Source organism: Halorubrum distributum JCM 10118, from assembly GCF_000337335.1.
Classification (GTDB): Archaea; Halobacteriota; Halobacteria; order Halobacteriales; family Haloferacaceae; genus Halorubrum; species Halorubrum distributum.
This window is the reverse complement of the sequence record NZ_AOJN01000047.1, coordinates 67,785-94,565: the sequence shown is the minus strand read 5'-3', so window position 1 is coordinate 94,565 and position 26,781 is coordinate 67,785. Positions and strand designations below refer to the sequence as shown.

Sequence of the window (26,781 nt, the reverse complement as noted above, 5' to 3'; positions counted from 1 at the left end):
GTCGCGGCCGCGGGCGCCGCCCGCTCGGTCCACGGGGCGGCAGCACCGCCCGCTCACTCGTCGGAGAGCAGCGCTCGCGAGGAGTTCGTCACCACGAGCAGGCTCGACGCGCCCATCGCGACGGCGGCGAACAGCGGGTTCAGGAGTCCGGTCGCCGCGAGCGGGATGGCGACCGCGTTGTAGCAGAACGCCCAGCCGATGTTCCCCTTCACGCGCCGGCCCGCCGCCCGCGCGAGCTCGAAGACGGTCGCCACGGAGCCGAGGTCGTCGTCGACGATCGCCACGTCGGCGGCGTCGGCCGCCATCGCGGTGCCGCCGCCGAGCGCGATCCCGAGGTCGGCCGCGGCCAGCGCAGGGGCGTCGTTGGTCCCGTCGCCGACCATCACGGTGACGCCGCGCTCCTTCAGTCGCCCGACGGCCTCGGCCTTCCCCTCCGGCGGCACGCCGGCGAACACCGACGAGACCGCGTCGTGCTCGCTGAAGACGGTCGCCGCGCGCTCGTCGTCGCCGGTGAGGACGATCACCTCGACGCCCGAGCGATCGAGCGCGGTCACCGTCTCCTCCCACCCGTCGCGCAGCTCGTCGCCGACCACGACGAACCCCTCGGCGACGCCGTCGCGACCGACCGCGACCGGGACGCGCCCCACGTCGCGCGCGTCGGCGACCGCCTCGCGGACCTCGTCCGGGACGCTCCAGCCGCGCTCGTCGAACAGGTCGGGGTGGCCGACCACGACCTCGACGCCGTCGACGACACCGGAGACGCCGCGGGCGTGGCTCTCGAAGGACTCGACCGCGGGGGCGTCGCCTCCCTCGCCGGTCTCGCCGTCGACCGGCTCCGCCCCGCCGTCCACCGCCTCGCCGTCCACCGCCTCCGCCCCGCCGTCCGCGACCGCCGGCGTCGCGCCGCCCTCGCCGAGAGCGGCGTCGGCCGCGCCAGCCGCGGACCGCGCCGCGGCGATCGCCTGCCCCACCGGGTGCGCGGAGCGCGATTCGAGCGCGGCCGCGAGCCGGAGCAGATCGTCGTCGATCCGGCGGTCGATCAGCCGCATCTCGCCGGTCGTCAGCGTCCCGGTCTTGTCGAAGACGACCGTGTCGGCGTCGCGGATCCGCTCGAAGACGGTGTCGTCGAAGACCACGATGCTGCGTTCGAGGGCGTCGCGGATCCCGGCGGCGACCGCGAGCGGCGTCGCCAGCCCGAGCGCGCACGGACACGAGACGATCAGCACCGTCAACCCGACGAGCATCGCGTTCGTCGGGCTTCCGCCGAGCGCGAGCGACGCGCCGGCCGCGACGACCGCGATGACGAGGACGGCCGGGACGAAGACGGTGGCGAGCCGGTCCGCGAGCTTCTGGACGCCGTGGTTCCCGCTCTGGAGGTCGTACACCAGCTCCGCGACGCGGTCGAGGCTGGAGGTCGCGTCCGGGCCGACCGCGACCGTGAGCGAGCCGTCGGTCACGACGGAGCCGCCGACGACCGCGTCGCCCGCGACCTTCCGGACCGGGAGCGACTCGCCGGTGACGACCGACTCGTCGACCGCGGCGTCGCCGTCGACCGCCTCGCCGTCGACCGGGACCCGCTCGCCGGCGCGCACGAGGAGCCGGTCGCCGGGGTCGAGGGCCTCGACGGCGACCGATTCGGTGTCGCCGTCGGCGGTCAGCCGCCGCGCGTCGTCGACCTGGACCGCGGTGACCTCGGAGAGCAGCTCCGTCGCGCGGTCTTTCACCGAGTCCTCGTAGTGGTTCCCCACCGTGACGATGACGATGATCGCGACGGTCACGTCGTAGTAGATCGAGGGCGACTCGACGAAGATCACGGCGAGCGTGCTGTAGAGGTACGCGCTCACCGCCGCGATGGCGACGAGCAGGTCCATGTTCGGCGAGCGCGTCCTCGCGCTGACGTACGCCCCCCGAAGGATCGGCTTCCCGGTGAAGAAGAGGACGATGGTGGTCAGGACGCCGATGACGATGAAGAAGTACGTGCCGGAGGTCGAGGCCATCGCCTCGTTGAGGTACGTGAGGGTCCGTTCGTCGTAGAACGGGAACGCGAAGTACGTCGGGTAGATGAGCACGATGTACTGCAGCATGACGGCCATCCCGACGAGCACGCCCGCCGCGAGCCGCGCGGTCGCCATGTTGCTCGCCTGCCGCCGCGAGAAGGCGTCGTCGCGGGCGTACGCGCTGTACCCCAGCCCGCTCACCGTCTCCGTGAGGTCCTCGACGGTGACCGCGTCGGGGTCGCGGTCGATCCGCACCGTGTCGGTGACGTAGCTCGCGCTCGCGCCGCTGACGCCCTCGGCGTCGGTCGCCACCGTCTCGATGAACGCCTCGCAGGTCGCGCAGTGCATCCCGTCGACCTCCAGGTACGTCGCCTCGTGGCCGTCGGGCACGTCGCGGTCGCCGTCGTCCGCGGGGGCGCCGTCCTCGACTCCGGCCCCTCCGTCACCCGCGTCCGCCCGCCGCCGCTCGCGGACCGCGTCGGCGTCGACGTCGACGTCGCCGAGGGCGCCGTACACGTCGCGGCAGCCGGTACAGCAGAAGCGGTTCCCGTCGCCGTCGGTCACGTCGACGCCCTCGGTCGGGAGTTCACAGAGGGTACACGCGGCGGGGTCGTCGGCCGAGCCGTCGTCGCGAGTCGCGCTCATCTCACATCCCCCCGTGGCCGGCGCCGGCCACGTCGAGCGGGTTCCAGAACGGGAGCCGCGGGTGCGGCACGTGGATCCCGACCGACATCAGCCCGTGGGCGAACAGCACGTAGCCGAGCGCGACGAACGCGACCCCCAGCAGCCGATGGATCCGGCGGCGGTGGACCGGGTCGACGCTCTCGATCAGGGTCCCGTACGCGAAGACGGCCGGGATCGTGCCGAGCCCGAGGGCGCCGAGCGCGACGCCGCCCGCGACCGCCGAGCCGCTCGCGAAGGCGTACAGGTACGCCGGGTAGAGGATCGGACAGGGGAGGAGGCCGTGGACCGCGCCGAGCGCGACGATCCCCGGTCCGTTCGCGAGCCGGTCGACGTGGCCCGTGAGCCACCCGGTGACGCGTTCGAGCCCGGGAAGGTGGACGCCGCCGGTGGCGCCGCCGAGGAGGTATCGAATGCCGACGAGGATCACGGCCGCGCCGACGAGGAGGCCGACCCCGCCGCGGACGGTCTCGGCGGCGCCGGTGAGGGTCGCGGTGGTGACGAACACCGCGCCGCCGAGCGCGCCGAGAAGGGTCCCGATCGTCGCGTAGCTCGCCGCGCGCCCGAGGTTGAACAGCGCGTGCTGGCGGACCTCGTAGGTTGTCAGGTGTCCTTCGCGGCCGGAGGTCCCGCTCGCGGTGCGCGCGGCGCCCGCCTCGCCGCCGTCGGTCCGCCCGGCGTCGGCGTCCATCCGGCTCGCGTACACCGTGACGAGCGGGCCGCACATCCCGATGCAGTGGGCGCCGCCGAGCAGCCCGATGGCTGCGAACAGCAACACGTCGGTTCCGAGGAGCGGCGAGAGGGCCATGGAGATCAGTCACCGACCGTTCGGCGCGCGGGCGGAAACGGGTTTCGGCGGCCGGATTCGGCGGAGCAAGCCGCAGTTGGTCGGACGGGGTCGGCGGCGCGGGGCGCGGTTGGTCGGACGGTGGCGAGACGGGCCACGCGGATCACTCCTCCACGACGACGGTCCCGAACATCCCGCCCTCGCGGTGGGGGATACAGACGTACTCGTAGGCGCCGGAGACGGTGAAGGTGTGCTCGAAGCGGTCGCCGTTCTCCATCCTGCCGCCGAAGTCGGACTGCCACGCGGACAGCGCGGTCTCGTAGTCGTCGAAGCCGCCGGAGGCGAAGAACTCCGCGTCGTCGGGGATCCCGCCCGCGGTCGCGGTGACGGTGTGCGACCGCGCGCTCGTGTTCTCCCAGACGACGGTGTCGCCGACCGAGACCGTGATCTCTCTCGGTTGGTAGGCGGACGCGAGCATCCCGACGTCGAAGTCCGGTTCGCCGCCGACGCCCGCGCACCCGGCGAGGCCGACGGTCGCCGCCGCGCCCCCGGCGGCGCCGGCCGACCGGAGGAACCGTCTGCGATACATACCTTACCTGGGCACCTGAACGGTTTCAATACCGCGGTCGCCCCCGCCGCGTGAGAACGGATTTCTGGCCCCGGGCGAGGGGCGAGCCGACCCCGACGCGCCGGGGCGACCGCGGCGGGCCTCACCCGCCGACGAGGTCATCGAAGACGCGGCGCTGCGCCGCCGCGAGGTGTTCCGAGAAGGTCGCGCGGGCGATCCCGATCGCGTCGGCCACCTCGGTCGCGCTCGCCTCGCGGGGGTGTTCGAAGTAGCCGAGCCGGTGGGCGGTCCGAACCACCTCGCGCTGCCGCTCCGTGAGCCGCCCCCGGTCGACGATGACTGGGTCCGAGCGGGTGTCGGCCCCGCCGGAGCTGGTGAGCCGTTCGAGCCGCACCGAGCCGCCGGTCGCCTCCAGCGCGTCGATCACGTCCCCCAGCGGGTCGGCCGCGGGCAGGGAGAGCCCGAGCCGAACGCGGTCGGGCGCCGTCCGGACCGTGACCGACGAGACGGGGTAGCCGAGCGACTCGACGGCGTCGGACGGGAACTGGTCCGGCGCCCGACTCCGGCAGCGGTAGACGAACTCGTCGCCCCCGTCGAAGACGAGTTCGGCGTCGACGGCGCGGTCGGCGCGGAACTGCGAGACTGCGGCGCCGTCGACGCGGAGGCGGTCGACGTCCTCCGCGACCGCGCCCGGCGGCAGCGCCGCCGCCACCGGCGCGGGCGTCGGGTCGCGGACCACAACCTCAACGCGGACGCCGGCGCCGCCGGAGCCGACCGCACCGGTGGACCGCCCGGCGTCTCGCGCCGCGTCCGAGCCGCTCCGGGCCGCGTCCGAGGTGCCACCGCCGTCAGAGCCCGAGGGGCCGACCGATCCCGGGCGTTCGGCGCGGCTGGAGTCGGACGACCGCGACCGCTGTCCCATGTGTCGATCTCGGGGGCGAAGCCGGAAAAAAAGGACCCCGAACGAGTACGCCTCGCGGCGGGCCGGCGGCCCGCTTGATAAAGCCCCGTCGAGAGTTGGCAACCACTCACACGGCACGAGTCCCTACCGTACCCATGAGCGACGAGTCGCTCCGCGGGGAGTCGGTAGGGGTAGTGGGCGGCGGCGTCGGCGGGCTCTCGGCGGCGGCCTACCTCGCGGCCGCCGGTGCGGAGGTGACGGTGTACGAGCGGGCCGAGCGCGTCGGGGGCGTCGCCGGGCGACTGGAGCTCGACGGGTTCCGGTTCGACACCGGCCCGTCGTGGTACCTGCTCCCGGACCTCTTCGAACGGTTCTTCGACGACTTCGGCCGCTCGCCCGAGGAGTTCTACGAGCTGACGCGGCTCGACCCGCACTACCGCGTGTTCTGGGACGACGGCGACCGCGCCGACGTCCCCGCCGACCCCGCGGCCGCCGCCGACCTGTTCGAGTCGTACGAGGACGGGGCGGGAGCGGCGTTCCGCGAGTACCTCGACGACGCGGAGCGGGCGTACGACGCCGGCATGGAGCGGTTCGTGCTCCCCGGGCGGTCGCGCTTCCGCGACTACCTCTCGCTGGACGTCCTCGCCGGGGGGCGGGAGCTGGATCTCCTGTCCAGCCTCGACGAGACGGTGCGGTCGTACGTCGACCACCCGAAGCTCAGGCAGCTGCTGGAGTACACGCTCGTCTTCCTCGGCGGGTCGCCGCACAACACGCCGGCGCTGTACCAGCTGATGAGCCACGTCGACTACGGGCTCGGCGTCTACTACCCGATGGGCGGGATGTACGAGGTGATCGAGGCCGTCGAGACGGTCGCCCGCGACGCCGGCGCCGACGTCCACACCGGCGTCGAGGTGACGGGGCTGGAGCCGATCGACGGCGGCGTCGAGGCCGAGCTCGGCGGCGACCGCTACGTCCACGACCGGGTCGTCTGTAACGCGCCGCCCGCGCACGTCGAGCGCGAGCTGCTCCCCGAGGGGACGGTGCCGCGGCTCGGCGACTACTGGGGCCGCCGGACGTACGGCCCCTCGGCGCACCTGCTGTACCTCGGCGTCGAGGGGGAGCTGCCGGAGCTGGAGCACCACACGCTCGCGCTCCCGACGGACTGGGACCCGCACTTCGCGGCCATCTTCGACGACCCCGGGTGGCCGACCGGCGACACGGAACCGGTGGTGTACGTGAACGTCCCGTCGCGGACGGACCCGTCGGTCGCCCCCGACGGCCACGAGGCGGTCGTGACGCTCGTGCCGCTCGCGCCGGGGCTCGACGACACCCCGGACCGGCGGGCGGCGCTCAGGGAGCGGGTCTTGGAGGCGGTGGCGTCCCGGACCGGCGTCGACCTTCGAGACCGAATCGTCGCCGAGGAGTCGGTGTGCGTCTCCGAGTTCGCGGGGCGGTTCGACCAGCCCGGCGGAAGCGCGCTCGGGCTCGCGCACACGATGTCGCAGACCGGGCCGCTCCGTCCCGGACCGCGCGTCCGCGGGACCGACCGGCTCTACTACGTCGGCGGGAGCAGCAACCCCGGGATCGGCGTGCCGATGTGCCTGCTCGGAGGCGAGCACTGCGCGGCCGCGGTCGAGGCGGACGCGGCCGGTGGGGGGCCCCTCGATCGGCTGCCGCTGGTGGGTCGGTGAGTGGCGCCGGGAAGAGCGGAGCGGCGAGGCGCAGAGCGGGGCGGACAAAGAACGAAACGAACGTCCACAGTTAGTGATAAGAGAAAAAATATTTCGAAAAATAGGCCGCGAGATCGAAAACGGACAGAAAAACCTTACCAGTCAGGTTAGTACATTTAATAAATACGCCACGTGATTAGCACTGTCGCATGATCGAAACAGCAGCGGCTGACTTACTCGCAAGCGGAACAGTCCCGCTCGAAATGACGCAGACCGAGATATTCCAGTTCATCCAGAGCAACACGCTCTTGAGCGCGTCGCTCTGGGTGAACATCGCCCTCGCGGGCCTGTCGATCCTCCTGTTCGTCTATATGGGACGGAACGTGGAGGACCCGCGCGCGCAGCTCATCTTCGTCGCGACCCTGATGGTACCGCTGGTGTCCATCTCCAGTTACACGGGGCTCGTCTCCGGACTCACGGTGAGCTTCCTCGAGATGCCGGCGGGACACGCGCTCGCCGGCGCTGGCGCCGGACCGGAGGGCGGCGTGTTCACCCCGTGGGGCCGATACCTCACGTGGGCGTTCTCGACGCCGATGATCCTCGTCGCGCTCGGCCTGCTCGCCGGGTCGAACCTGAGCAAGCTGTTCACCGCCGTGGTGGCCGATGTCGGGATGTGTATCACCGGGCTCGCGGCCGCGCTGACCACGTCCTCCCTCCTGCTGCGGTGGGTCTGGTACGGGATCAGCTGCGCGTTCTTCGTCGTCGTCCTCTACATCCTGCTCGCCGAGTGGGCGCGGGACGCGGAGGTCGCCGGCACCGCGGACATCTTCAACACGCTGAAGGTGCTCACCGTGGTCCTCTGGCTCGGCTACCCGATCTTCTGGGCGCTCGGCGCCGAGGGGATCGCGGTGCTGGACGTCGCGATCACCTCGTGGGCGTACAGCGGGATGGACATCATCGCGAAGTACCTCTTCGCGTTCCTCCTGCTGCGCTGGGTCGTCAACAACGAGCGGACGGTCGGCGACATGGCGGCCGGCCTCGGCTCGGCCTCCCGCGGCGGCGCGGCGCCCGCCGACGACTGATCGGCCGCGGTCGGTCCCCCGCCCCTTCCTATTTCGACCGGCGACGACGAGCCCCGCGGCTCGGCGGCGGAGAGAAAAGCGCTAAACCCGCGGCGGCGGTGGAGACGGTATGAAACAGGCCATCGTCGCCCGGACGGACATCGGCATGGGCGAGGGGAAGCTCGCCGCGCAGGTCGCGCACGCGTCGCTGTCGGCGTACCAGGACGCGGGGAAGCGCGCCCGGAAGAAGTGGCAGGGCGAGGGACAGAAGAAGGTCGTGCTGAAGGGCGACTCCGAAAGCCAGCTGTTCGGGCTGGCCGACAAGGCCGACAAGGAGGGGCTCCCGTACGCGATCGTCCGCGACGCCGGTCACACCCAACTCGAACCGGGGACCGTCACCGCGCTCGCGGTCGGGCCCGCCCGCGACGACAGCGTCGATCGCGTGACCGGCGACCTCTCGCTGTATTGAATGGCCCCCGAACGCACGCTTCGCGAGGCGCACCCGACCGAGCGCGCGGTCGGCATCGAGTACTACGTCAGCGACGCCGACGGCATCGGCGGCCGGCTCCGCGAGTCGCCCGAGGACTTCCGGGTCCGCGAGCTGGAGGCGTTCGACGCGGAGCCGCTCGACGCCGAACCCGGAAGCTACCCCGAGCTCGTCCTCCGGGCGACCCTCCGCGACTGGGACACGAACGACTTCGCGCGCCGCCTCTCGGACGCGCTCGGAATCAGCCGCGAGCGCGTCTCGTGGGCGGGGACGAAGGACAAGCGCGCCGTCACCACGCAGCTGTTCACGGTCCGCGGGATCGGCGCCGACGAGCTCCCCGAGATCCGCGGCGCCGAGATCGAGGCGCTCGGCCGGTCGGGGCGGAGCCTCTCGTTCGGCGACCTCGCCGGCAACGCCTTCGAGATCCGGGTCGCGGACGCGGTCGAGGAGGCGCCCGACCGCGTCGCCGACGCGGTGCGGGATCTGCGGGCGTTCGCGGGCGACGGAGAGGCTCCTCCCGACGGCGAGGGAGGAGCTCCGACCGAGGCGACCGTCGGCGTCCCGAACTACTTCGGCCAGCAGCGGTTCGGTAGCCGGCGGCCGGTGACGCACCTCGTGGGGCTCGCGATCGCGCGGAAGGACCCGCGCGAGGCGGTCCGGCTGTACGCCGGCAACCCGGCCGAGACGGAGCCCGACGACACCCGGGCCGCGCGCGACCGCGTCGACGCGGCGTTCGGCGTCGACGAGGGCTCCGGCTCCGACGACGCCGACCGCGCCGCCGCCGACGGCACGGGCGACGGCGACTGGGCCGCCTGCCTCGAGGCGATCCCCGGCAAGCTCCGGTTCGAGCGGTCGATGGTCCACCGGCTCGCCGACCGCGGCGTCGACCCAGACGCGCCGCCCGACGACGAGGACTGGTGGCACGCCTTGGAGGCGGTGCCCTCGAACCTCCAGCGGCTGTTCGTCAACGCCGCGCAGTCGTACTGCTTCAACCGGGTCGTGAGCGAGCGGCTGCGCCGCGGGCTCCCGTTCGACCGCCCCGTCGCCGGCGACGTGGTGTGTTTCGCGGACGCCGACGCGCCCGACGAACTGTACGCGCCCGACACCGACCGGCTCCAGCGGGTCGACGCCGACCGGGTCGACGTGGTCTCGCGGCACTGCGAGCGCGGGCGGGCGTTCGTCACCGCGCCGCTCGTCGGCACCGAGACGGAGCTCGGCGACGGCGAGCCGGGCGAGATCGAGCGCGAGGTCCTCGCCGACGCCGGGGTCGAGCCGGGCGACTTCGCGCTCCCCCGCGAGTTCGACTCCCGTGGGACGCGGCGCGCGGTCCTCCTGCGCACCGACCTCGACGTGACGTTCGAAGGGGGCGATCCGCGGTTCGCCTTCGCGCTCCCGAGCGGCTCGTACGCGACCGTGCTGCTCCGCGAGTTCACGAAGCGCGGTCCGTTGGACCTCTGATCGATCCGCGTTTGTGTATTGAAGCTGGAACTCAGTAGCCGAAATCACCACGATACTGCGCTCCGTTCCGAGCCGCTTTTGTGCGACAGCCCGCAACCGGAGGCATGACCCGGATCGTCGTCATCGACCTCCACGGCCAGTTCACCCACCTCGAACGGCGGGCGCTCCGCGACCTCGGCGTCGACACCGAGATTATCTCGGCGGACGCGCCGGCCGACGAGGTCGACGCGGACGGGGTCGTCCTCTCGGGCGGCCCGGACATGGACCGCGTCGGCAACGCGCCCGACTACCTCGACCGCGATATTCCCGTCCTCGGCATCTGCCTCGGGATGCAGCTGATCGCGAGCGAGCTCGACGGCGCGGTGGGCGCGGGCGACTACGGCGGCTACGCCGACGTCGACGTCGAGATAACCGACGACGCAGACCCGCTCGTCGGCTCGCTCGCGCCGGAGACGCGCGTCTGGGCCTCCCACGCCGACGAGGTGACGGCGCTGCCCGACGGGTTCGCCCGCACCGCCACCTCCGACGTCTGCGGCATCGAGGCGATGTCGAACCCGGACGCGGGGCTGTACGGCGTCCAGTGGCATCCCGAGGTCGCGCACACGGAGCGCGGCGAGGAGGTCTTCGAGAACTTCGTCGCGATCTGCGAGTCGGCGTAGGGCCTCCGACGGGAGCAGAAGACTATTCTCTGATGTGCGCCGTCAACACCGGGAGTTCGCTGTGTCGCACGACCCGCTCGGCGACCGACCCCGCCGTGACGAAGCGCCCGATCCCGGTGCGGCCGTGAGTCCCCATCACGATCAGGTCGGCCCCGTAGTCAGTCGCGGCGTCGAGTATCTCCTCGTGCGGGCGACCGCGACGGAGGTGGAGCTCAGTTTCGACGCCCCGCTCCGCGGCCGCCTCCGCGACCGCGTCGAGCGCGCGTTCTCCGCGCTCCTCCTCGCGTTCGACGACCAGATCCCACTCGTCGGCGCCGGCGATACCCTCGTCGACGACGAACAGCGCGTGGATCCGGGCGCCCGTCAGCGCGGCGAGCCCGCAGGCCTGTTCGATCGCGGCGGCGCTCCCGGCGCTTCCGTCGGTCGGACACAGGATCGCGTCGTACATCGGTATCGGTCTCGCGCCCCCGTCTCAGAGCCGGTACCGCCGAACCGTGGTGTCGCCACAGCCGGGGCACTCGTGGCGGTACTCGACGGTCGCGCCCGTCGTCGCGGCCGCCCACTCGCTCTCCTCGTCGACGAACCCGCACTCCTCGCAGGCGAAGGTCCGGCCGTCGAAGCGCGCCCGGAGCCGGTCGAACGCCGTGGTACCGCCGTCACGAGATGACATGTGGCAACGGTACTCAATGTCATTATTAATAGTTTACTACGAGAGGGGGAGAGCAGCTGCGCCTAGCGGCAGAAGCGGCTCCTCGGGTCCGACATCGACTCCGGAAAAACGGGTGTGCCGCCCGGCTGACGGGCGTGCCGCCTGACAGACGGGCGCGCGGCCTACTCGGCGAACAGCTCGTCGACGGCCTCGCCCGCGGTCTCGACGGCCTCCTGCGCGACCGCCTCGCGGTCGGGCTCCGCGTCCTCGGGCGCGTTGAGGTAGACGTCCACGTCGAGGACGCCCTCCTCGAACGTGACGGTGACGTCGAGGTCCGTGACCGTCGACTGGTCGTAGTGCTTGAACACGATCCCCTCGGCCGCCTCGGCGGCGGTGCGAACGACCTCGTCGTCGCTCGGCCCCGCGGCGTCGTCCGCGCCGCCGTCGGCCTCGGAAGCGTCGGTTCCGTCGTCGGTCACGGCCTTACGCGCCGCCGGCGCCCGGGCCGCCCGGTCCCATCGGGCCGCCGCCGCCCGCGCCGCCCTGGAGCATCTGCTGGAGCTCGCTCTGGAGGTCGTCGAACTGCTCCTCGACGCGCTCCTCCTGCTTCTGGAGCTGCTCGACGCGGACCTCGAGCGAGTCGACCTTGTTTTCGAGGTCGTCGTAGGCGGACTCGTAGTCCGTCTCGACGAGGACCTCGCCGATCTCGCGGTACATCCCCGCGTCCTCGTCGACGTCTTCGAGGGCGTCGAGGGCGGTCTTCGACTCGTTGAGCGCGGACTCCGCCTGCTCCTTCTGCTCGGCGACCTGCTGTGCGGTCTCCTGAAGCTCCTGAAGTTCCTCGATCTTCTCCTGTGCCTCGGGCGGCATGTTCCCTTGCATGGGCGGACCGAGGCGACCCGGACAGAAAAACCCCTTACTTCTCGGACGACGGGGTATTCGGAGCGCAGCGGCCCGAGAGGGGGCGGTATCGGCGTATCCGGTGAGCCTCAATCCCGTCCCGCGCCGACGCCATCGGCGACGGAGACCAGCCGCGACCAGCTGTTGACGCCGGCGCGCAGCGCCACGAGGTCGTCGGCGAGCACGCGGACGCGGACCGCGTCGCCCTCGCGGTCGACGGTCGCGCTCGACCGGGCGTCGTCAATCTCGCCGACTTCGGGACCGAGCGCGGCGGCCACGACCCGTGCGCGCCGCTCGGAGGGGTAGGTGAACGAGAGGACCGTCTCGTGTGCGCGCGTCACGGTCCGAGAGGGAGACGAAAGCGTCGGATTACTCGACGTTCACTTCCTTCACGTCGCCGCCGCGCTCCTTCAGGAGGACGCGGTGGCCGCAGTACGGGCAGCGCACGCCGCCGTACTCGTCGAGGGTGACGTCGCGCTTACAGCGGGAGCACTTGTAGCTCATCGTCCTATTCCTCGTCGGCGAGCGCGGCGCGGATGGAGCGGCGGACGGTGCGACCGCCGGGCGTCTCGGGGCGGTACGCACCGCCCGTGAACGTCTCGCCGGTCTCCTCGTTGACCCAAATGCCGGTACCCACGCGCTTGACGTCGTCGCCGTCGACGGTCGCGTTGCGCATCTCCGCTTCGATGTCTTGGACCCGCTTGCGGGAGACCCGGCCGTAGCGAGCGCCGAATCGGCCCGCGCTGCCGGTGCTTCGAGCCTTGTCCTCAGCCATAGTAGCCACTTCTACCGCCAGCGTAGGTAAAAAGGCTGCGAGTCGCGGCGGTCGGAACGGTACGCGCGACGATAGCAGACGACCCGACGCGGCGGTGGCGCGTGCCTGCGAGGCCGCATCTGCGGCCGAGCAGCACGCGCGAGGGAGCGGTGAGCGACGGGCGACCGGAGGAAGCCCGGAGCGAACCGCGAGGCTGGGGAGGCGTGAGGCTGCTGTGCGGGGCGGTGCGGGCGGGACTCAAAGCCCCAGTCGCGCGTCTTCGTCCTCGCGACTGGGGCTTTGGCGGTGTTCGCCGCCGGTCTGCCGGAAGATCTTATATATACAACTCCGCATCGACCGCAACGTATTTCACAACCAAGTAATACTACCAAGTTGTATGAAGGGATTCAACGGCTTCGCGGACGTGAGCGAGACGGACGTAACGAGAGCCATCGGCACCGAGTGGACCGACGGGTTCCTCGACTTCACGGACTCCGAGGTGATCATTCTCGGCGGCGGCCCCTCCGGGCTGATGGCCGCGAAGGAGCTGGCCGAGCGCGGCGTGAAGGTGATGATCGTCGAGAAGAACAACTACCTCGGCGGCGGCTTCTGGCTCGGCGGGTTCCTGATGAACACGGTGACCGTGCGCGACCCGGCCCAGGAGATCCTCGACGACCTCGACGTGGAGTACGAGCCGGTAGACGACGTCGACGGCCTCTACACCGCCGCGGGGCCGGAGGCCTGCTCCGGGCTGATCAAGGCGGCGTGCGACGCCGGCGCGCGCGTCCAGAACATGACCGAGTTCACGGACCTCGTCGTCCGCGACGACCACGAGGTCGGCGGGATCGTGATGAACTGGACGCCGGTCCACGCGCTCCCGCGCGAGATCACCTGCGTCGACCCGATCGCGGTCGAGTCCGACCTCGTCATCGACGCGACCGGTCACGACGCCGTCGCGATCAGCAAGCTCGACGAGCGCGGCGTCCTCTCGGCGCCCGGCATCGAACACGCGAAGGAGCACAACACCGGCATGGACCAGACGGCCGACGGCGAGTACGGCGCCCCCGGCCACGACTCGCCCGGCCACGACTCGATGTGGGTCGGCGAGAGCGAGGACGCCGTCGTCGAGCACACCGGCGTCGTCCACGACGGCCTGATCGCCTCCGGGATGGCGGTCGCGACCGCCCACGGCCTCCCGCGCATGGGCCCGACGTTCGGGGCGATGCTGGTGTCGGGGAAGCGCGCCGCACAGACCGCGCTCGACGAGCTGGAGGTCGACGCGCCCGAAGTGAACCTCTCGACCGGCAGCGCGCCCGCCCCCGCGGACGACTGAGAACCCACCGCTGACGCTTCGAGGACGGCCCCCTCCACGCACTCGGCCGGTCTTTTATAACTGGCTGCCGACGAAGCGACGGCGAACGCCGCCAACGCTCCGACAGCTCACTTATAAATAACTGGCCGCGGATCGACGGCGAACGCCGCCAAAGCCCCAGTCGCGAAGAGCGCGGACGCTCGCTGCGGTCCTCGGTCACTCGCTACGCTCGTTCCCTGCGGTCCTTACGTCGCCTCCGCGCTCTTCGCGACTGCCCCTTTGAGTCCCGCCCCGCACCGCAACCGCACCTCGCACCCCCCCAGCCTCGCGGTTCGCTCGGGGCTCCCTCCGGTCGCCCGTCGCTCACCGCTCCCTCGCGCGTGCTCCTCGCGCCCTGGCGGGCGCTCGGAGGCACGCGCCGCCACGTGTTCGTTTATAAACAGTCACCGCAGCCCAGACCTGGAATCGACTGCGATCGTCCTTCACGAACGTTTACTCGGGAGCGACGCAACCGGGTGCCTTTTTCCGGCGCTACGTCGAACCCGGCGACATGCGAAACGCCAAGATCGTCTGTACGATCGGTCCCGCCTCGGACGACCGGGACACGATCCGCGGCCTCGCCAACGCGGGGATGTCCGTCGTCCGGCTCAACGCCAGCCACGGAACGACCGACCACCGGGAGACGGTGATCGAGCGCGCCCGCGCCGTCGACGAGGAGATCGACGACCCGCTCGCGGTGATGGTCGACCTGAAGGGCCCGGAGGTCCGCACCGCCGAGATCGACGAGCCGATCGAACTCGCGACGGACTCCGAGGTCACCTTCCTCGAAGGCGACGACGCGACGCCCGAGCGCGTCGGCCTCACCCACTCGATCGGGGCCGCCGAACCGGGCGACACGATCCTGCTGGACGACGGCCGGATCGAGTGTCGCGTCGAGGACGTCGAGGGCGAGTCCGTGGTCGCGACGGTCGTCTCCGGCGGGAAGCTCGGCTCCCGGAAGGGCGTGAACCTCCCGGGCGTCGCCATCGACGTCGACCTCATCACCCCGGAGGACGAGGCGGAGCTCGACCTCGCGGCCCGGACGAACGCCGACTTCGTCGCCGCCTCCTTCGTGCGCGACGCCGACGACGTGTACAAGATCGCCGACGAGCTGGAGGCCCGCGGCGGCGACGACATCCCGATCGTCGCGAAGATCGAGCGCGCCGGCGCGGTCGAGAACTTAGAGGAGATCGTCGACGCCGCCGACGGCGTGATGGTCGCCCGCGGCGACCTCGGCGTCGAGTGCCCGCTGGAGGACGTTCCGGTGATCCAAAAGCGGATCATCCGGACCTGCGTCAACGAGGGCGTCCCCGTCATCACCGCGACGGAGATGCTCGACTCCATGGTCTCCTCGCGGCGGCCCACCCGCGCGGAGGCCTCCGACGTGGCGAACGCCGTCCTCGACGGCACCGACGCCGTCATGCTCTCCGGCGAGACCGCCATCGGCGAGGACCCCGTCAACGTCGTCGAGACGATGGACCGGATCGTCCGGCAGGTCGAGGCCAGCGGCGAGTACGCCGAGACGCGCGAGCAGCGCGTCCCGACGGCCGACGAGGGATCGCGCACCGAGGCGCTGGCTCGCTCGGCGCGGTACCTCGCGCGCGACATCGGCGCCTCGACGGTGGTCGCCGTCTCCGAGTCCGGCTTCACCGCCCGCAAGACCGCGATGTTCCGGCCGGGGGTCCCCGTCGTCGCGACGACGCCGAACGACCGCGTCCGCCGACAGCTCGCGCTCTCGTGGGGCGTTCGCCCCGTGTTGACCGAGTACGCCCACGACATGGAGGCGGTCCTCGACAACGCCGTCGACGCCGCCCTCGACACCGGCGGGGCCGAGTCGGGTGACACGCTCGTCGTCCTCTCCGGCATGCTCACCGAGTTCGAGGGGACGAACACGACGAACACCCTGAAGGTCCACGTGGCCGCCGAGACGCTCGTGACCGGGAAGGCGGTCGTCGCCGGCCGCGTCGCCGGCCCCGTCCACCGGACCGCTGACGGCGACCTCGACGCGCTGCCGGACGGCGCCGTCGTCGCGCTCGGCGCCGACTTCGACGGCGAGTTCTCCGGCGACCTCGACCGGATCGCCGGGGTCATCGACGCCCGCGAGGGGATGACCGGCTACCCCGCCGTCGTCGCGCGCGAACTCGGCGTGCCGATGGTCTCCGGCGCCGGCCTGCCCGAGTCCGTCGCGGACGGGACCACGGTGACCGTCGACGGCGAACGCGGCGTCGTCTACGACGGCGACGTCCTCCGGGCGGCCCGCGAGCGGTAGGCCGCTCCGCCGAACCGGGCCCGCCGTCCCGCCCCGTCCCGCGCGGACCCCATCCGCCAGACCGATCCGACCGCCCGCGCCCGCCAGCCATTTATTACGGAGTCGCGTACGCTCGTCCATGAGCGACGAATCCGGCGACGACGCCCGCGAGGAGAACTCGGCCGGCGCCCCGGAGTCGGCGGAGTTCGGCGAGCGGACGCGGGCCAACGACGCCGGCGAAGAGAGCCCGGACGACGGGCGCGAGTGGCGCTTCGCGGTCGACGACGTCGGGCCGGACGGGGTCACGGAAGACACCGCCACGCCCGCGGACGAGCCGATAGAGCCCGGGGACGTCACCCTCGAACACGCGGTCTTCGTCGTCCTCGGAGTCGCGCTCACGGTCGGCGTCCTGCTGGTCGGGTTCTGAGCCAGGTCGCCGCCGGTCGGGCGCGAACCGAGAGGGGACGGCCGCTCGACCGACACCGCGGCCGCGCACCACTTATCAGGCCGCGGCCGTAGGACCGAACATGAACGCGCTCGCACAGTCCGGGCTCCTCTCGCCGGACACTCTCCCGCTCCTGCTTCTGACCGCGGGGCTGCTGCTCTCGATGGCGGAGGCGCTCGCCCCGGGAGCGAACTTCATCGTCGTCGGTATCGCGCTCATCGGCGCGGGGCTCGGCGGGCTCGTGTTGAGTTCGCTCGGCGTCGCCGGCGTCCTCCTCACGCTGCTCATGGCGTTCTTGACGCTCGCCTTCGGCGCCGCCGCCTTCTACGGCTACCACGAGTTCGACCTCTACGGCGGGAAAGGGCAGCAACAGACCAGCGACAGCGACTCGCTGAAGGGGAAGACGGGGACGGTCACGGAGCGGGTGACCCCTACAGGCGGCGAGGTGAAACTCACCGGCGGCGGCTTCAGCCCCCACTACTCCGCCCGGTCGATCGACGGCGAGATCGACGAGGGCGAGGAGGTGATGGTTGTCGACCCCGGCGGCGGCAACGTCGTCACCGTGGAGTCGATGGGGTACGTCGAGGACGACATCGATCGCGAACTGGCGGCCGACCGCGCGCGGAAGGCCGCCGCGAGCGAGGCCGAGGAGACCGACGCCGACGCGGAGACCGAACTCGACCGGGAGTGACGCGGCCCGCGTGAGGCGTCGGATCGGTCCCGGACCGCGGTCGCCGCCACCGAGCGGAAAAGCACTTGTCCGTCGGCGGCGATGACCCGCCGATGCCCTCCCCGTTCGCCGCCCTCGCGAGTCTGCCCGGCAGCCTCATCGACCGCGTCCGCGACGCCTTCGGCTCCCCCCGAGCCGGGACCGTCGCGGTCGCGATGCTGGTCGTCGTCACGATCGGCACCAGCGTCGGAATCATCGCGCTCGGGGCCGTCTTCGACGCGACGGTCGACCAGCAGATCACCGTCGACAACCCGGATCGCCCCTCGGAGTCGACCTGCGAGACGTTCGGCGACGACCCCGACTCCGTGATCGGCGAGCAGTGCGACGAGCCGAAGCGGATCGAGGTCGACGCGGGGGAGGAACTGCGCGACGCCGCGGGCGGATACATCCACTACGGCCTGCTGGGCGTGCCGCTCTGGTGGGTGATGTTCGCGCTCGCGCTCCACGTCGGGGCGCTCGTCGCCGGCGGCTCCGGCTCCGTCGCCGACTCCTTCGTGATCGCCGGGTGGGCCCTCGGCGCGGAGCTGCTCCGGCTCGGCGCCGGGATCGTCGCGATCTGGTACACGCTCTCGAACGCGGCGCCCGCGGGGTCGTCGTTCGAGGCGCTCACGACGGACCTCGTCGCCGCGATCACGAGCGCGACGGGCCCGCTGCTGGTCGCGTCCGCGGTAGCGATCGCGATCCAGTGGGTCGTGGTCGTCGGCGGGCTGGAGGCCGAACACGACCTCGGTCGCGGGGCGGCGGCGGGCGTGGCGACGTTCTTCGCCGCGATCGCGCTCGTGATCGCGGCGGTTTGAGTCCCACCGGACCGGTCGGCCGCGCCAGCCGCGGGGACGCCCGCGACCGCGGATTCGGGAGTTTTTAACCCGCTGGCGCTCCCCCTCTCGGTATGATCCTGTCGGACGCCGACATCCTCGACCGGCTCGCGGAGGGCGACCTCGCGATCGAGCCGCTCGACGACGTCGACCAGCAGGTCCAGCCCGCGAGCGTGGACCTGCGCCTCGGCGAGCGGTTCCTGGAGTTCCAGCGCACCAACATCCCCTGCATCCACCCGACCGACGCGGGCGAGGTGAGCGAGTACGTCACCGAGACGACCGTCGACGAGGGCGACGAGTTCATCCTCCACCCCGGCGACTTCGTCCTCGGGACCACCGTCGAGCGCGTCGCGATCCCGGACGACCTCGTCGCCCACGTCGAGGGCCGCTCCTCGCTCGGCCGGCTCGCGATCGTCGTCCACGCGACCGCGGGCCTCTGTGACCCGGGCTACGAGGGCCAGATCACCCTCGAACTCTCGAACCTCGGGACCGCCCCCGTGGCGCTCTCGCCCGGCATGCGCGTCTCGCAGCTCACCTTCACGGAGCTGAAGCGGCCCGCAGAGCGGCCGTACGGCGCCGAGCGCGGCTCAAAGTACCAGAACCAGGACGGGCCGCAGGCGTCGCGGATCGGCGACGACCCGGAGTTCGACGACGCCGACCGGGCGGCGGACGTGGAGCGGGGTGACGGGCGATGAGGTTCATCGAGGAGGTCGTCGTCGACGAGTTCCTGCCGACCGTCCGCTCGATGCTCGCGGAGGACCTCCGCGACCGCGGGTTCACGCAGTCTGAGGTCGCCGACGCCCTCGGCATCTCCCAGTCGGCGGTCTCGAAGTACGCCGCCGGCGACGTGGCCAGACACGAGGACATCGTCGACGACGAGCGCGTGCGAAACCTCGTCGAGCGCGTGGGCGAGGGGCTCGCGAGCGGCGATCTCACGCCGGTGGCCGCGCTCGTCGAGATCGAGGTGCTGATCCGCCAGCTGGAGGAGGGCGACCTCCTCGCCGACCTCCACGAGGCGGCGATGCCCGCGCTCGCCGAGGCGGACGTGGAGTTCTCGGTCCACGACCCCGACAGCGGGCTTCGCGAGCGCGAGCGCGTCCTCACCTCGGTCCGGCGCGGCCTTCGGACCCTGACGAACGCCTCCGGCTTCGCCGGGCTCATCCCGAACGTCGGCGCGAACGTCGCCGAGTGCCTCGCCGACGCCGCCACCGTCGACGACGTCGCCGCGGTCCCCGGCCGGCTCGTCGACGTGAAGGGCCGGGCGATGGTGCCCGGGGAGCCGGAGTTCGGCGTGAGCGAACACGTCGCGACGGTGCTGCTCGCGGCCCGCGAGGCGGGCGCCCCCGTCCGGGGCGCGGTGAACCTCCGCTACGACCCGGAGACGGTCGACACGCTCGCGGCCGACCACCCGACCGTGGAGTTCGACGCGGAGCGACCGACGCGCGAGGCGGTCGCCGACGCGGTCGCGGCCGCCGACCTCCCGGCGGACGGCGAAACGCTCGTCCTGTACCAGACCGGCGCGGTCGGCATTGAGCCGATCGTGTACGTGCTCGCGCCGACGGCGTCCGAGGCGGCCGCGATCGTCCGCGAGATCCTGTAGGCGGGGCGCAGCGGGACGAAGCGGTCCGCCCGCCCGGACCGTGGTTGGTATTCATTAGCGTACGCCACGACGATCGCGTATGGAGAGCACGGACGCGGTTCGGATGGCGGACGACGAGCGCGACGAGTTCCTCGGGCGGTCGGGAACGGGGGTCCTCTCCCTGTCGACGGCCCGCGACGAGCCCCCGCACTCGGTGCCGGTGTCGTACGGGTACGACCCGGTCGAGGAGGTGTTTTACTTCCGCCTCGCCGTCGGGAAAGAGAGCGGAAAGGCGAACCCTACCGACCGCGGCGTCACGTTCGTCACCTACGGGGAAGCGAACGGACGGTGGAAGAGCGTGGTGGCGAGCGGTCGGTTGGTGTCGACCACCGACGACGCGGACTCGACGGAGTCGCTCGCCGGCCTCGAACGCACGGAGCGGATTCCGATAGTCGACGTCTTCGGCGAGCCGACGAGCGAGGTGACGTTCGAGTTCTACCGGCTCGATCCGGACCGACTCACCGGCCGCGCCGAGCGGGCGATGGAGCCCTGAGGCCTCGGCCGAGACCGCCGTCAACCCGGCTCGGGGCGACGCTTTTTAGACGGGACCGTCCGAAGCGTGAAGCGTGACACGGCGTCGACGGTCCGAGATGCGGATGCGCTCCTTTTAGCGACGGGTGGACCCGTCGCGTCGCCGTCGGCCGGTAACGCGGCCGGCGCCGACGCGGCGGCGAATCCCGTCGCCCTCCGCAGCGTCCGGGCCGTCGATCGCGCGAGCCGCGGAGCGGACGGCGATCCGCGACCGCGACCGATCGCCGCGCCGGCGACGGCCCCGAACCAGCGGGCTTTAGACCCGATCGACCGACACACGACATACACACACCACATGAGCCACGACGACTTCCCCACCGATCGCCCGGCGGTGGTGACCTGTGGACTGCCGTACGCCAACGGCGACCTCCACATCGGTCACCTCCGCACCTACGTCGGCGGCGACGTGTACAGCCGCGCGCTCGAACGGCTCGGCCAAGAGACCGCATTCGTCTCCGGCTCCGACATGCACGGCACGCCGGTCGCGGTCAACGCCGAGCAGGAGGGCGTCTCCCCCGAGGAGTTCGCGCTCGACTGGCACGAGCGCTACGCCGAGACGTTCCCGAAGTTCAACGTCGACTTCGACAACTACGGCCACACCCACGACGAGACGAACACCGAGATCACCCAGCAGCTCGTCCGCGACCTCGACGAGGCCGGCCACCTCTACGAGAAGGAGATCATGGTGGCGTACGACCCCGTCGACGACCAGTACCTCCCCGACCGCTACGTCGAGGGGACCTGCCCGTACTGCGGCGCGCACGCCCGCGGCGACGAGTGCGACGAGGGGTGCCAGCGCCACCTCGAACCCGGCGAGGTCGAAGATCCCGAATCGACGATCACCGGCAACCCCGCGGAGTACCGCGAGCGGACCCACAAGTTCTTCGCGGTCTCCGAGTTCGCTGACTACCTCTCCGACTTCCTCGACCGCCTGGAGGGCACCTCGAACGCCCGCAACCAGCCCCGCGAGTGGATCGAGCAGGGGCTTCAGGACTGGTGTATCACCCGCGACATGGACTGGGGGATCGACCTGCCGGGGGAGAACCCGCAGGACCTCGTCTTATACGTCTGGGTCGACGCCCCGATCGAGTACATCTCCTCGACGAAGCAGTACTCCGAGCGCGTCGGCGCCGACGCGTTCGACTGGGAGGCCGCCTGGAAGGAGGGCGTGAGCGACGACCACCCCGAGGGCGGCGAGATCGTTCACGTGATCGGCCGCGACATCATCCAGCACCACACCATCTTCTGGCCCGCGATGCTTGAGGCGACCGACCACGCGGAGCCGCGCGCGGTGATGGCGAGCGGGTTCGTCACGCTCGGCGGCAAGGGCTTTTCGACCAGCCGCGACCGCGCGGTCTGGGCCGACGAGTACCTCGACGAGGGGTTCCACCCCGACCCGCTGCGCTACTACCTCGCGACCAACGGCGGGTTCCAACAGGACGTCGACTTCTCGTGGGAGAAGTTCGCCGAGCGCGTCAACACCGAGCTCGTGGGCACCGTCGGCAACTTCCTCTACCGCTCCCTGCTCTTCGCCCACCGCAACTACGAGGACGGCCCCGACGCCGACGCCCCGAGCGACGAGGTGGCGGCGCGGATCGACGAGGCCGTCGAGGAGTTCGCGGCCGCGGTCAACGACTACTCGGTCCGCGCGCTGGGCGACGCCGTCACCGACCTCGCGCGCTACGGCAACGAGTACATCCAGCGCAACGAGCCGTGGAAGCTCGTCGACGAGGAGCCCGCGGAGGCGGAACGGGTCATCTACGACTGCGTCGCGCTCGCGAAGGCGATCGCCGTCCTCTTCGAGCCGCTGGCCCCCGAGAAGAGCGAGCGGCTCTGGGCCCAGCTCGGCGAGCCCGGCACCGTCCACGAGGCGACCGTCGAGGCCGCCCGCGAGGGGCCCGCCGGCGACCTGAGCGAGCCGACCGAGCTGTTCGAACAGGTCGAAGACGAGCGCGTCGAGGACCTGAACGAGAAGCTCGAAGCGCGCGTCGCCGAGTCGGAGGACGGCGACGGCGACGAGAGCGACGACGACGGCGGCGAGGCAGACGGAAGCGCCGCCGACGAGAACGACGACGACACCGACGACACCGACATGACCGACATCGAACCCCTCAGCGACGACCGCATCAGCTTCGACGACTTCCAGGAACTGGACATCCGCGTGGGGCGGATCGAGGCGGCCGAAGGGATCGAGGGCGCCGACGACCTCGTGAAGCTCACCGTCGATCTGGGCGCCGAGACCCGAACGATCGTCGCGGGCCTGAAGCAGCTCCACGACGTGAGCGACCTTCCCGACACGAAGGTGATCGTGCTCGCGAACATGGAGAAGGCCGAGCTGTTCGGCGTCGAGTCGAACGGGATGGTCCTCGCGGCCGGCGAGGAGGCCGACCTCCTCACCACCTACGAGGACGCCGGACCGGGTACGAAGGTGAAGTGAGGGCCGCACGGGGCCGCGACAGCCGCCGGACCCGCGCGTCCGCTCGAACTTTTATCTGATCGCGGAGCGCAGGACCGTTCGTAATGGCCCTCCTCGCGTGGTTCGACGCGCTCTCGTTTCAGGCACGGCTACTCCTCGTCGCGGTCGTCTGCGACCCGGTCGGGTTCGCCGGCGGCTACCTGCTCGCGCCCGAGTTCGGCGTCGAGCCGATCCTCGGCGGCGTGTACGGACTCGTCGCGGCGAGCGTCCCGCTGTCGCTGCTCGTGCTCCGCGAGTCGATGGCGGGGTAGGCCGCCGCGGGGGCCGCCCGCGCGGTCCGGGACGCTCCTCAGGCGTCCAGCACCTCGATCAGGTTCCCCTCCGGGTCCCGGACGAACAGGACGGTCGTCCCGCTCTCGGTCGTCCGCGGCGGGCTCAGCGTCTCGACGCCGTCCGCGAGGTCGGCGTAGAACGCCTCGACGTCGTCGACCGTGAGCCCGAGGTGCGTGGCCCCCTGCCGGTTCAGTTCGGGGTCGCCGCCGGAGTCGACGGTGGGGTCGTACGCGACGAGTTCGACGCGGACGCCGTCGGCGTCGAGGTGGGCGAACTCGGCAGCGGCGCCGTCGACGGCGACCGCCTCGGCGAAGGCGTCGCCGCCGACGGTGAACTCGGCGACGACGTCGAGGTCGAACGTCTCGGCGTAGAACTCGACGGCGCGGTCGAGGTCGGACACGGTGATCCCGACGTGGTGCGCGGTTGGGTCGGACACGGGTGGGCGCTCGGTCGGGGCCGGCTAAACCGTGTCGGGTCAGAGCCCGAAGAGGCGAGCGGCGAGGCCCGCGAGCGCGACCAGCGCCCCGAGGACGAACGTGCCCGGGACCGGGAGGACGAACAGGAGCGCGCCGACCAGGATGAGAATCGTCGACGTTCTCATGGGGGTCGGTTCGGTCTCGCGCCGGATACGCGTTGGGACGGGATCGACCGCCACCCGACCGAAACGACCATTCCGCGTCCGGACGACCCTCGCATATGCACGTGGTCGTCAACGCGGCCCAGAGCGTCGACGGGAAGCTCGCCACCCGCCGCCGGGAACAGCTCCGGATCTCCGGGCCCGAGGACTTCGATCGGGTCGACCGCGTCCGGGCGGCCGCGGACGCGGTGCTCGTGGGGGTCGGGACGGTCCTCGCGGACGACCCGCGCCTCACGCTCGACGAGGAGGACCGCCGCGTCGAGCGCCTGCGGAACGGGCGACCCGGCGACCCTGCCCGCGTGGTGGTCGACTCCACCGGCCGGACGCCGACCGACGCCCGGATCCTCGACGACGCGGCGACGACGTACCTGCTCGTCTCGGCCGCGACCGACCGAGAGCGACGGGAGGCGCTCGCCGACGCGGGCGCGGAGGTGATCGTGGCCGGCGAGGAGCGCGTCGACGTCGCCGAGGGGGTCGATGCGCTCGCCGACCGCGGCGTCGACCGCCTGATGGTCGAGGGGGGCGGCGAGGTGATCTTCTCCTGCTTCGAGGCCGGCGTGGTGGACGAGCTCCACGTCTACGTCGGCTCGCTCGTGATCGGCGGCCGCGACGCCCCTACGCTGGCGGACGGCGCCGGCTTCACCGAGGGGTTCCCAGAACTGACGCTCGCGGAGACGGAACGACTCGACGACGGGGTCGTCCTCTCGTACGAGGTCGGGGACGCCGGCGAGTCCTGATCGGCGGCCGTCGATCCCCGGACCCGTGTGAACGGTAACCACAAGAATCGTCGGGTACACGCGCCGTGGCACCGGTACGCACGAAAATCACCGAAGTATTTATGTATCGGCCGGGGGTAGTTGCGGGTACCAGAACGCCTCTGGCGCTGGTGGAATCGCACGCTGAAATGAACGGGAGTTCTTGCAGACGGCCCGACGCACCACAGCGAGCGTCCGCTATCGCCGGAGCGGTGATGGAGAGATAACAAATGGTAACGAAAGAAGAAGTCATCGAGCAGTACGACGTGGAACCGATGGACGAGGCGGACAACGTGGACCTTTCTGAGGACGACCTGGAGAACGGCTCCAAGGGTCAGCTCATCAAACGCGCCGGCCAGCTGCGAGACCGACGCAACGAGCTGAACCAGATGGCGTCCGAGCGCGCCTCCAAGCGCGACGACCTCAACGCGAAGACGCGCGAGAAGGTCGACGAGGCCCAGGAACACCGCGAGCAGCGCGACGAGCTCAACGAGCAGGTCCAGGAGCACAAGGACAAGCGCAACGAGCTCAACGCCGAGGCCAACGAGCTGTTCGACGAGGTCGAGGAGCTCAAACAGGACCTCGAGCTCGGCTCCGGCAAGTCCATCGAGGAGCTCGAAGAGGAGATCGAGGACCTCGAGTTCCGCCAGCAGACCGAGGTGCTCGACGCGGAAGACGAGCGCGAGCTCATCGAGAAGATCGACGACAAACGCGAGAAGCTCGCCGAGAAGAAGGAGAAGGTCGACGACACGAGCGAGCTCGACGAGCTCGTCGAGGAGGCCGAGGAGGTCCGATCCGAGGCGTCCCAGCACCACCAGAAGGTGACGGAGCTCGCGGACAAGGCCCAGGAGCACCACAACCAGATGATCGAGGCCTACCGCGAGGCCGACGACATCCGCGACGAGGCCGACGAGATGCACGAGCTCTTCGTCGAGGCCCAGGAGGCGGCCGACCGCCATCACGAGGACTTCGTCCGCGTCCAGAAGCGCCTGCGCGAGCTCGACAAGAAGGAGGAGGAGGAGCGGCAGGACGAGCGCGCCGAGAAGCGCGAAGAGGAGAAGGAGGAGGCCGAGGAGATCTATCAGAAGTTCAAGGAGGGCGAGACGCTCGACACCGAGGACCTGATGAAGCTCCAGAAGACCGGCCTCCTGTAAGTCGGTCGAGTCCCCCGGTTCCGACGCGGTTTTCTGCGGTTTTTCGCGACGAGTGGCGTGACGGGCAGCGTCGCGGCCGCGACGATCGAGCCGGGGCCGGCGGCGACGGTCGGCGCCGGCCACGGCTTATAAACGCGTGCGCCGTCAATCGCTGGTATGGACGACGCGCCGACGAACGGACGGAAGGGGCTGCTCGCGGCCGCCGCGGTGGGTGCGGCGACGACGATCGCGGGCCGCGCGCTCCTCGGGCGCCTCACCGGCGGGCGGTTCGGTGACGCGGACGAGTACAACACGGCGAAGGTGACCGTGTCGGGACCGATCCGGCGGAATCAGGGGCGACCCTCGCCGCTGTCGGGCCCGGGCGGCGCGACCGCGGACGACGTGGTCGAGCAGATCGAGGCGGCCAACGAGGACGAGGACGTCGAGGCGCTGCTCGTCGAGCTCAACACGCCCGGCGGCGAGGTCGTCCCGAGCGACGACATTCGGCGGGCCGCCGCCGACTTCGACGGGCCGACGGTGGCGTACGCGACCGACCTCTGCGCGTCCGGCGGCTACTGGATCGCGAGCGGCTGCGACGAGCTGTGGGCCCGCGACGCCAGCCTCGTTGGCTCCATCGGCGTCGTCGGGTCCCGGCCGAACGCCAAGGGGCTGGCGGACAAGCTCGGCATCTCCTACGAGCAGTTCACCGCCGGCGAGTACAAGGACGCCGGCGTCCCGCTGAAAGAGATCGAGGAGGACGAGCGCGAGTACCTCCAGGGGATCATCGACGGCTACTACGAGCAGTTCGTCGAGACCGTGAGCGAGGGCCGCGACATGGACCCCGAGGAGATCCGCGAGACCGAGGCGCGGGTGTACCTCGGCGACGACGCCGCGGAGATCGGGCTTGTCGACGAGCTTGGCACCGAGGACGACGTCGAGGACCGGCTCGCCGACCTGCTCGGGACGGAACCAGCGGTCCGGGAGTTCACCCCGGACCGGGGGCTCGCAGAGCGGCTCGGCATCGGCGCCGAGCGCGTCGCGTTCGCCGCCGGGAGCGGCGTCTCGGACGCCTTCGTCGACGACGGCGGCGACATCGACGTGGAACTCCGATAGCGGGCGAGAGAGCGGCTGGGGAGACCGAACGCCGCGGGGCGGCCAACGGGGAGGATTTTTGTC

The 26,781-nt window shown here is 71.3% G+C and carries 31 protein-coding genes; 18 read left to right on the top strand and 13 right to left on the bottom strand.

Annotation, left to right across the window (positions count from 1 at the left end; translation table 11 throughout):
- Window positions 1-53: 53 nt before the first annotated feature.
- The 4 genes from C466_RS07810 to C466_RS07795 all read right to left on the bottom strand — a co-directional run bounded on the left by C466_RS07810 (window position 54) and on the right by C466_RS07795 (window position 4,955).
- Entirely contained in the window at window positions 54-2,642 is a 2,589-nt protein-coding gene (locus tag C466_RS07810) for a heavy metal translocating P-type ATPase (RefSeq protein ID WP_004596516.1), read from the bottom strand.
- Between the two features lies 1 nt (window position 2,643).
- The gene (locus tag C466_RS07805) at window positions 2,644-3,486 is read right to left on the bottom strand and encodes a sulfite exporter TauE/SafE family protein (RefSeq protein ID WP_004596517.1); all 843 of its coding nucleotides are present in this window, start codon (window positions 3,484-3,486) and stop codon (window positions 2,644-2,646) included.
- Between the two features lie 142 nt (window positions 3,487-3,628).
- Entirely contained in the window at window positions 3,629-4,054 is a 426-nt protein-coding gene (locus tag C466_RS07800) for a plastocyanin/azurin family copper-binding protein (protein WP_004596518.1), read from the bottom strand.
- A 121-nt stretch (window positions 4,055-4,175) separates the two neighbouring features.
- Window positions 4,176-4,955 carry a helix-turn-helix domain-containing protein gene (locus tag C466_RS07795; protein ID WP_004596519.1) on the bottom strand — a complete coding sequence of 260 codons (780 nt, stop codon included), beginning with the start codon at window positions 4,953-4,955 and terminating at the stop codon, window positions 4,176-4,178.
- Window positions 4,956-5,089: 134 nt separating this feature from the next.
- Between C466_RS07795 and C466_RS07790 the strand changes: the two genes are divergently transcribed.
- The 5 genes from C466_RS07790 to C466_RS07770 all read left to right on the top strand — a co-directional run bounded on the left by C466_RS07790 (window position 5,090) and on the right by C466_RS07770 (window position 10,269).
- On the top strand, window positions 5,090-6,625 hold the full coding sequence (locus tag C466_RS07790; protein ID WP_004596520.1) for a phytoene desaturase family protein: 1,536 nt from the start codon (window positions 5,090-5,092) through the stop codon (window positions 6,623-6,625).
- 242 nt (window positions 6,626-6,867) lie between these two features.
- Window positions 6,868-7,686: a bacteriorhodopsin gene (locus C466_RS07785; protein WP_004596521.1), complete on the top strand. Its 819-nt coding sequence runs from the start codon at window positions 6,868-6,870 to the stop codon at window positions 7,684-7,686.
- A 109-nt stretch (window positions 7,687-7,795) separates the two neighbouring features.
- Window positions 7,796-8,134, top strand: a complete 339-nt coding sequence (pth2, locus tag C466_RS07780) for a peptidyl-tRNA hydrolase Pth2 (RefSeq protein ID WP_004596522.1) — start codon at window positions 7,796-7,798, stop codon at window positions 8,132-8,134.
- Window positions 8,135-9,610 carry a tRNA pseudouridine(13) synthase TruD gene (truD, locus tag C466_RS07775; RefSeq protein ID WP_004596523.1) on the top strand — a complete coding sequence of 492 codons (1,476 nt, stop codon included), beginning with the start codon at window positions 8,135-8,137 and terminating at the stop codon, window positions 9,608-9,610.
- Window positions 9,611-9,714: 104 nt separating this feature from the next.
- The gene (locus C466_RS07770; RefSeq protein WP_004596529.1) at window positions 9,715-10,269 is read left to right on the top strand and encodes a GMP synthase subunit A; all 555 of its coding nucleotides are present in this window, start codon (window positions 9,715-9,717) and stop codon (window positions 10,267-10,269) included.
- Between the two features lie 22 nt (window positions 10,270-10,291).
- On the opposite strand, the gene C466_RS07765 is transcribed toward C466_RS07770, so the two are convergent.
- The 7 genes from C466_RS07765 to C466_RS07735 form a co-directional block, all read right to left on the bottom strand.
- Entirely contained in the window at window positions 10,292-10,717 is a 426-nt protein-coding gene (locus tag C466_RS07765; RefSeq protein ID WP_004596530.1) for a universal stress protein, read from the bottom strand.
- Between the two features lie 24 nt (window positions 10,718-10,741).
- Window positions 10,742-10,939: an HVO_0649 family zinc finger protein gene (locus C466_RS07760; protein WP_004596533.1), complete on the bottom strand. Its 198-nt coding sequence runs from the start codon at window positions 10,937-10,939 to the stop codon at window positions 10,742-10,744.
- Window positions 10,940-11,100: 161 nt separating this feature from the next.
- Window positions 11,101-11,397, bottom strand: coding sequence for a DUF3194 domain-containing protein (locus C466_RS07755; protein WP_004596537.1), 297 nt, complete (start codon window positions 11,395-11,397; stop codon window positions 11,101-11,103).
- 4 nt (window positions 11,398-11,401) lie between these two features.
- Window positions 11,402-11,788 (bottom strand): prefoldin subunit beta, encoded by a 387-nt coding sequence (locus C466_RS07750; RefSeq protein ID WP_004596539.1) that lies wholly within the window; start codon window positions 11,786-11,788, stop codon window positions 11,402-11,404.
- Between the two features lie 119 nt (window positions 11,789-11,907).
- A complete protein-coding gene (locus C466_RS07745) occupies window positions 11,908-12,159 on the bottom strand; it encodes a KEOPS complex subunit Pcc1 (RefSeq protein ID WP_004596541.1) in 252 nt (83 codons plus the stop codon).
- Between the two features lie 28 nt (window positions 12,160-12,187).
- Entirely contained in the window at window positions 12,188-12,322 is a 135-nt protein-coding gene (locus C466_RS07740; protein WP_004049526.1) for a DNA-directed RNA polymerase subunit P, read from the bottom strand.
- Between the two features lie 4 nt (window positions 12,323-12,326).
- The gene (locus tag C466_RS07735; protein WP_004596544.1) at window positions 12,327-12,593 is read right to left on the bottom strand and encodes an eL43 family ribosomal protein; all 267 of its coding nucleotides are present in this window, start codon (window positions 12,591-12,593) and stop codon (window positions 12,327-12,329) included.
- 376 nt (window positions 12,594-12,969) lie between these two features.
- Between C466_RS07735 and C466_RS07730 the strand changes: the two genes are divergently transcribed.
- The 10 genes from C466_RS07730 to C466_RS07685 all read left to right on the top strand — a co-directional run bounded on the left by C466_RS07730 (window position 12,970) and on the right by C466_RS07685 (window position 23,058).
- On the top strand, window positions 12,970-13,905 hold the full coding sequence (locus C466_RS07730) for a sulfide-dependent adenosine diphosphate thiazole synthase (protein ID WP_004596545.1): 936 nt from the start codon (window positions 12,970-12,972) through the stop codon (window positions 13,903-13,905).
- A 529-nt stretch (window positions 13,906-14,434) separates the two neighbouring features.
- Window positions 14,435-16,192, top strand: coding sequence for a pyruvate kinase (gene pyk / locus C466_RS07725; protein ID WP_004596546.1), 1,758 nt, complete (start codon window positions 14,435-14,437; stop codon window positions 16,190-16,192).
- Between the two features lie 118 nt (window positions 16,193-16,310).
- Window positions 16,311-16,598 carry a DUF7312 domain-containing protein gene (locus C466_RS07720; RefSeq protein ID WP_004596547.1) on the top strand — a complete coding sequence of 96 codons (288 nt, stop codon included), beginning with the start codon at window positions 16,311-16,313 and terminating at the stop codon, window positions 16,596-16,598.
- Between the two features lie 100 nt (window positions 16,599-16,698).
- Window positions 16,699-17,307 (top strand): NfeD family protein, encoded by a 609-nt coding sequence (locus C466_RS07715; RefSeq protein WP_004596548.1) that lies wholly within the window; start codon window positions 16,699-16,701, stop codon window positions 17,305-17,307.
- A 92-nt stretch (window positions 17,308-17,399) separates the two neighbouring features.
- A complete protein-coding gene (locus tag C466_RS07710; protein ID WP_004596549.1) occupies window positions 17,400-18,143 on the top strand; it encodes a YIP1 family protein in 744 nt (247 codons plus the stop codon).
- A 92-nt stretch (window positions 18,144-18,235) separates the two neighbouring features.
- Window positions 18,236-18,856 (top strand): dCTP deaminase, encoded by a 621-nt coding sequence (dcd, locus tag C466_RS07705; protein ID WP_004596550.1) that lies wholly within the window; start codon window positions 18,236-18,238, stop codon window positions 18,854-18,856.
- Entirely contained in the window at window positions 18,853-19,761 is a 909-nt protein-coding gene (locus C466_RS07700; protein ID WP_004596552.1) for a thiamine-phosphate synthase family protein, read from the top strand. Before dcd ends, C466_RS07700 begins: the two co-directional genes overlap by 4 nt.
- 79 nt (window positions 19,762-19,840) lie before the next feature.
- Window positions 19,841-20,293 (top strand): pyridoxamine 5'-phosphate oxidase family protein, encoded by a 453-nt coding sequence (locus C466_RS07695; RefSeq protein ID WP_004596553.1) that lies wholly within the window; start codon window positions 19,841-19,843, stop codon window positions 20,291-20,293.
- Window positions 20,294-20,626: 333 nt separating this feature from the next.
- Window positions 20,627-22,768, top strand: a complete 2,142-nt coding sequence (gene metG / locus C466_RS07690; protein ID WP_004596555.1) for a methionine--tRNA ligase — start codon at window positions 20,627-20,629, stop codon at window positions 22,766-22,768.
- Between the two features lie 83 nt (window positions 22,769-22,851).
- Complete coding sequence (locus tag C466_RS07685; RefSeq protein WP_004596557.1) at window positions 22,852-23,058, top strand: hypothetical protein; 207 nt, start codon at window positions 22,852-22,854, stop codon at window positions 23,056-23,058.
- 38 nt (window positions 23,059-23,096) lie between these two features.
- Here C466_RS07685 and C466_RS07680 read toward each other — a convergent pair whose 3' ends face one another.
- Both C466_RS07680 and C466_RS17465 read right to left on the bottom strand, forming a co-directional pair.
- Complete coding sequence (locus tag C466_RS07680) at window positions 23,097-23,516, bottom strand: VOC family protein (RefSeq protein WP_004596563.1); 420 nt, start codon at window positions 23,514-23,516, stop codon at window positions 23,097-23,099.
- 39 nt (window positions 23,517-23,555) lie between these two features.
- Window positions 23,556-23,681: a transporter gene (locus C466_RS17465; RefSeq protein WP_193365831.1), complete on the bottom strand. Its 126-nt coding sequence runs from the start codon at window positions 23,679-23,681 to the stop codon at window positions 23,556-23,558.
- A gap of 95 nt (window positions 23,682-23,776) precedes the next feature.
- Between C466_RS17465 and C466_RS07675 the strand changes: the two genes are divergently transcribed.
- From C466_RS07675 to sppA, 3 genes are all read left to right on the top strand, one after another.
- On the top strand, window positions 23,777-24,454 hold the full coding sequence (locus tag C466_RS07675; protein ID WP_004596564.1) for a 2,5-diamino-6-(ribosylamino)-4(3H)-pyrimidinone 5'-phosphate reductase: 678 nt from the start codon (window positions 23,777-23,779) through the stop codon (window positions 24,452-24,454).
- Window positions 24,455-24,702: 248 nt separating this feature from the next.
- The gene (locus tag C466_RS07670) at window positions 24,703-25,626 is read left to right on the top strand and encodes a coiled-coil protein (protein ID WP_004596565.1); all 924 of its coding nucleotides are present in this window, start codon (window positions 24,703-24,705) and stop codon (window positions 25,624-25,626) included.
- Window positions 25,627-25,782: 156 nt separating this feature from the next.
- A complete protein-coding gene (sppA, locus tag C466_RS07665) occupies window positions 25,783-26,718 on the top strand; it encodes a signal peptide peptidase SppA (RefSeq protein WP_004596566.1) in 936 nt (311 codons plus the stop codon).
- Window positions 26,719-26,781 lie beyond the last annotated feature (63 nt).

Excerpts from the sequence above, each read along its gene's own strand:
- C466_RS07790 (WP_004596520.1), top strand. The coding sequence starts at position 5,090 with ATGAGCGACGAGTCGCTCCGCGGGGAGTCGGTAGGGGTAGTGGGCGGC.
- sppA (WP_004596566.1), top strand. The coding sequence starts at position 25,783 with ATGGACGACGCGCCGACGAACGGACGGAAGGGGCTGCTCGCGGCCGCC.
- C466_RS07675 (WP_004596564.1), top strand. The coding sequence starts at position 23,777 with ATGCACGTGGTCGTCAACGCGGCCCAGAGCGTCGACGGGAAGCTCGCC.
- C466_RS07685 (WP_004596557.1), top strand. The coding sequence starts at position 22,852 with ATGGCCCTCCTCGCGTGGTTCGACGCGCTCTCGTTTCAGGCACGGCTA.
- C466_RS07730 (WP_004596545.1), top strand. The coding sequence starts at position 12,970 with ATGAAGGGATTCAACGGCTTCGCGGACGTGAGCGAGACGGACGTAACG.
- C466_RS07715 (WP_004596548.1), top strand. The coding sequence starts at position 16,699 with ATGAACGCGCTCGCACAGTCCGGGCTCCTCTCGCCGGACACTCTCCCG.
- C466_RS07760 (WP_004596533.1), bottom strand. The coding sequence starts at position 10,939 with ATGTCATCTCGTGACGGCGGTACCACGGCGTTCGACCGGCTCCGGGCG.
- truD (WP_004596523.1), top strand. The coding sequence starts at position 8,135 with ATGGCCCCCGAACGCACGCTTCGCGAGGCGCACCCGACCGAGCGCGCG.
- C466_RS07810 (WP_004596516.1), bottom strand. The coding sequence starts at position 2,642 with ATGAGCGCGACTCGCGACGACGGCTCGGCCGACGACCCCGCCGCGTGT.
- pyk (WP_004596546.1), top strand. The coding sequence starts at position 14,435 with ATGCGAAACGCCAAGATCGTCTGTACGATCGGTCCCGCCTCGGACGAC.
- C466_RS07710 (WP_004596549.1), top strand. The coding sequence starts at position 17,400 with ATGCCCTCCCCGTTCGCCGCCCTCGCGAGTCTGCCCGGCAGCCTCATC.
- C466_RS07720 (WP_004596547.1), top strand. The coding sequence starts at position 16,311 with ATGAGCGACGAATCCGGCGACGACGCCCGCGAGGAGAACTCGGCCGGC.
- C466_RS07700 (WP_004596552.1), top strand. The coding sequence starts at position 18,853 with ATGAGGTTCATCGAGGAGGTCGTCGTCGACGAGTTCCTGCCGACCGTC.
- C466_RS07740 (WP_004049526.1), bottom strand. The coding sequence starts at position 12,322 with ATGAGCTACAAGTGCTCCCGCTGTAAGCGCGACGTCACCCTCGACGAG.
- pth2 (WP_004596522.1), top strand. The coding sequence starts at position 7,796 with ATGAAACAGGCCATCGTCGCCCGGACGGACATCGGCATGGGCGAGGGG.
- C466_RS07735 (WP_004596544.1), bottom strand. The coding sequence starts at position 12,593 with ATGGCTGAGGACAAGGCTCGAAGCACCGGCAGCGCGGGCCGATTCGGC.
- dcd (WP_004596550.1), top strand. The coding sequence starts at position 18,236 with ATGATCCTGTCGGACGCCGACATCCTCGACCGGCTCGCGGAGGGCGAC.
- C466_RS07785 (WP_004596521.1), top strand. The coding sequence starts at position 6,868 with ATGACGCAGACCGAGATATTCCAGTTCATCCAGAGCAACACGCTCTTG.
- C466_RS07805 (WP_004596517.1), bottom strand. The coding sequence starts at position 3,486 with ATGGCCCTCTCGCCGCTCCTCGGAACCGACGTGTTGCTGTTCGCAGCC.
- metG (WP_004596555.1), top strand. The coding sequence starts at position 20,627 with ATGAGCCACGACGACTTCCCCACCGATCGCCCGGCGGTGGTGACCTGT.
- C466_RS07765 (WP_004596530.1), bottom strand. The coding sequence starts at position 10,717 with ATGTACGACGCGATCCTGTGTCCGACCGACGGAAGCGCCGGGAGCGCC.
- C466_RS07770 (WP_004596529.1), top strand. The coding sequence starts at position 9,715 with ATGACCCGGATCGTCGTCATCGACCTCCACGGCCAGTTCACCCACCTC.
- C466_RS17465 (WP_193365831.1), bottom strand. The coding sequence starts at position 23,681 with ATGAGAACGTCGACGATTCTCATCCTGGTCGGCGCGCTCCTGTTCGTC.
- C466_RS07695 (WP_004596553.1), top strand. The coding sequence starts at position 19,841 with ATGGAGAGCACGGACGCGGTTCGGATGGCGGACGACGAGCGCGACGAG.
- C466_RS07750 (WP_004596539.1), bottom strand. The coding sequence starts at position 11,788 with ATGCCGCCCGAGGCACAGGAGAAGATCGAGGAACTTCAGGAGCTTCAG.
- C466_RS07795 (WP_004596519.1), bottom strand. The coding sequence starts at position 4,955 with ATGGGACAGCGGTCGCGGTCGTCCGACTCCAGCCGCGCCGAACGCCCG.
- C466_RS07800 (WP_004596518.1), bottom strand. The coding sequence starts at position 4,054 with ATGTATCGCAGACGGTTCCTCCGGTCGGCCGGCGCCGCCGGGGGCGCG.
- C466_RS07670 (WP_004596565.1), top strand. The coding sequence starts at position 24,703 with ATGGTAACGAAAGAAGAAGTCATCGAGCAGTACGACGTGGAACCGATG.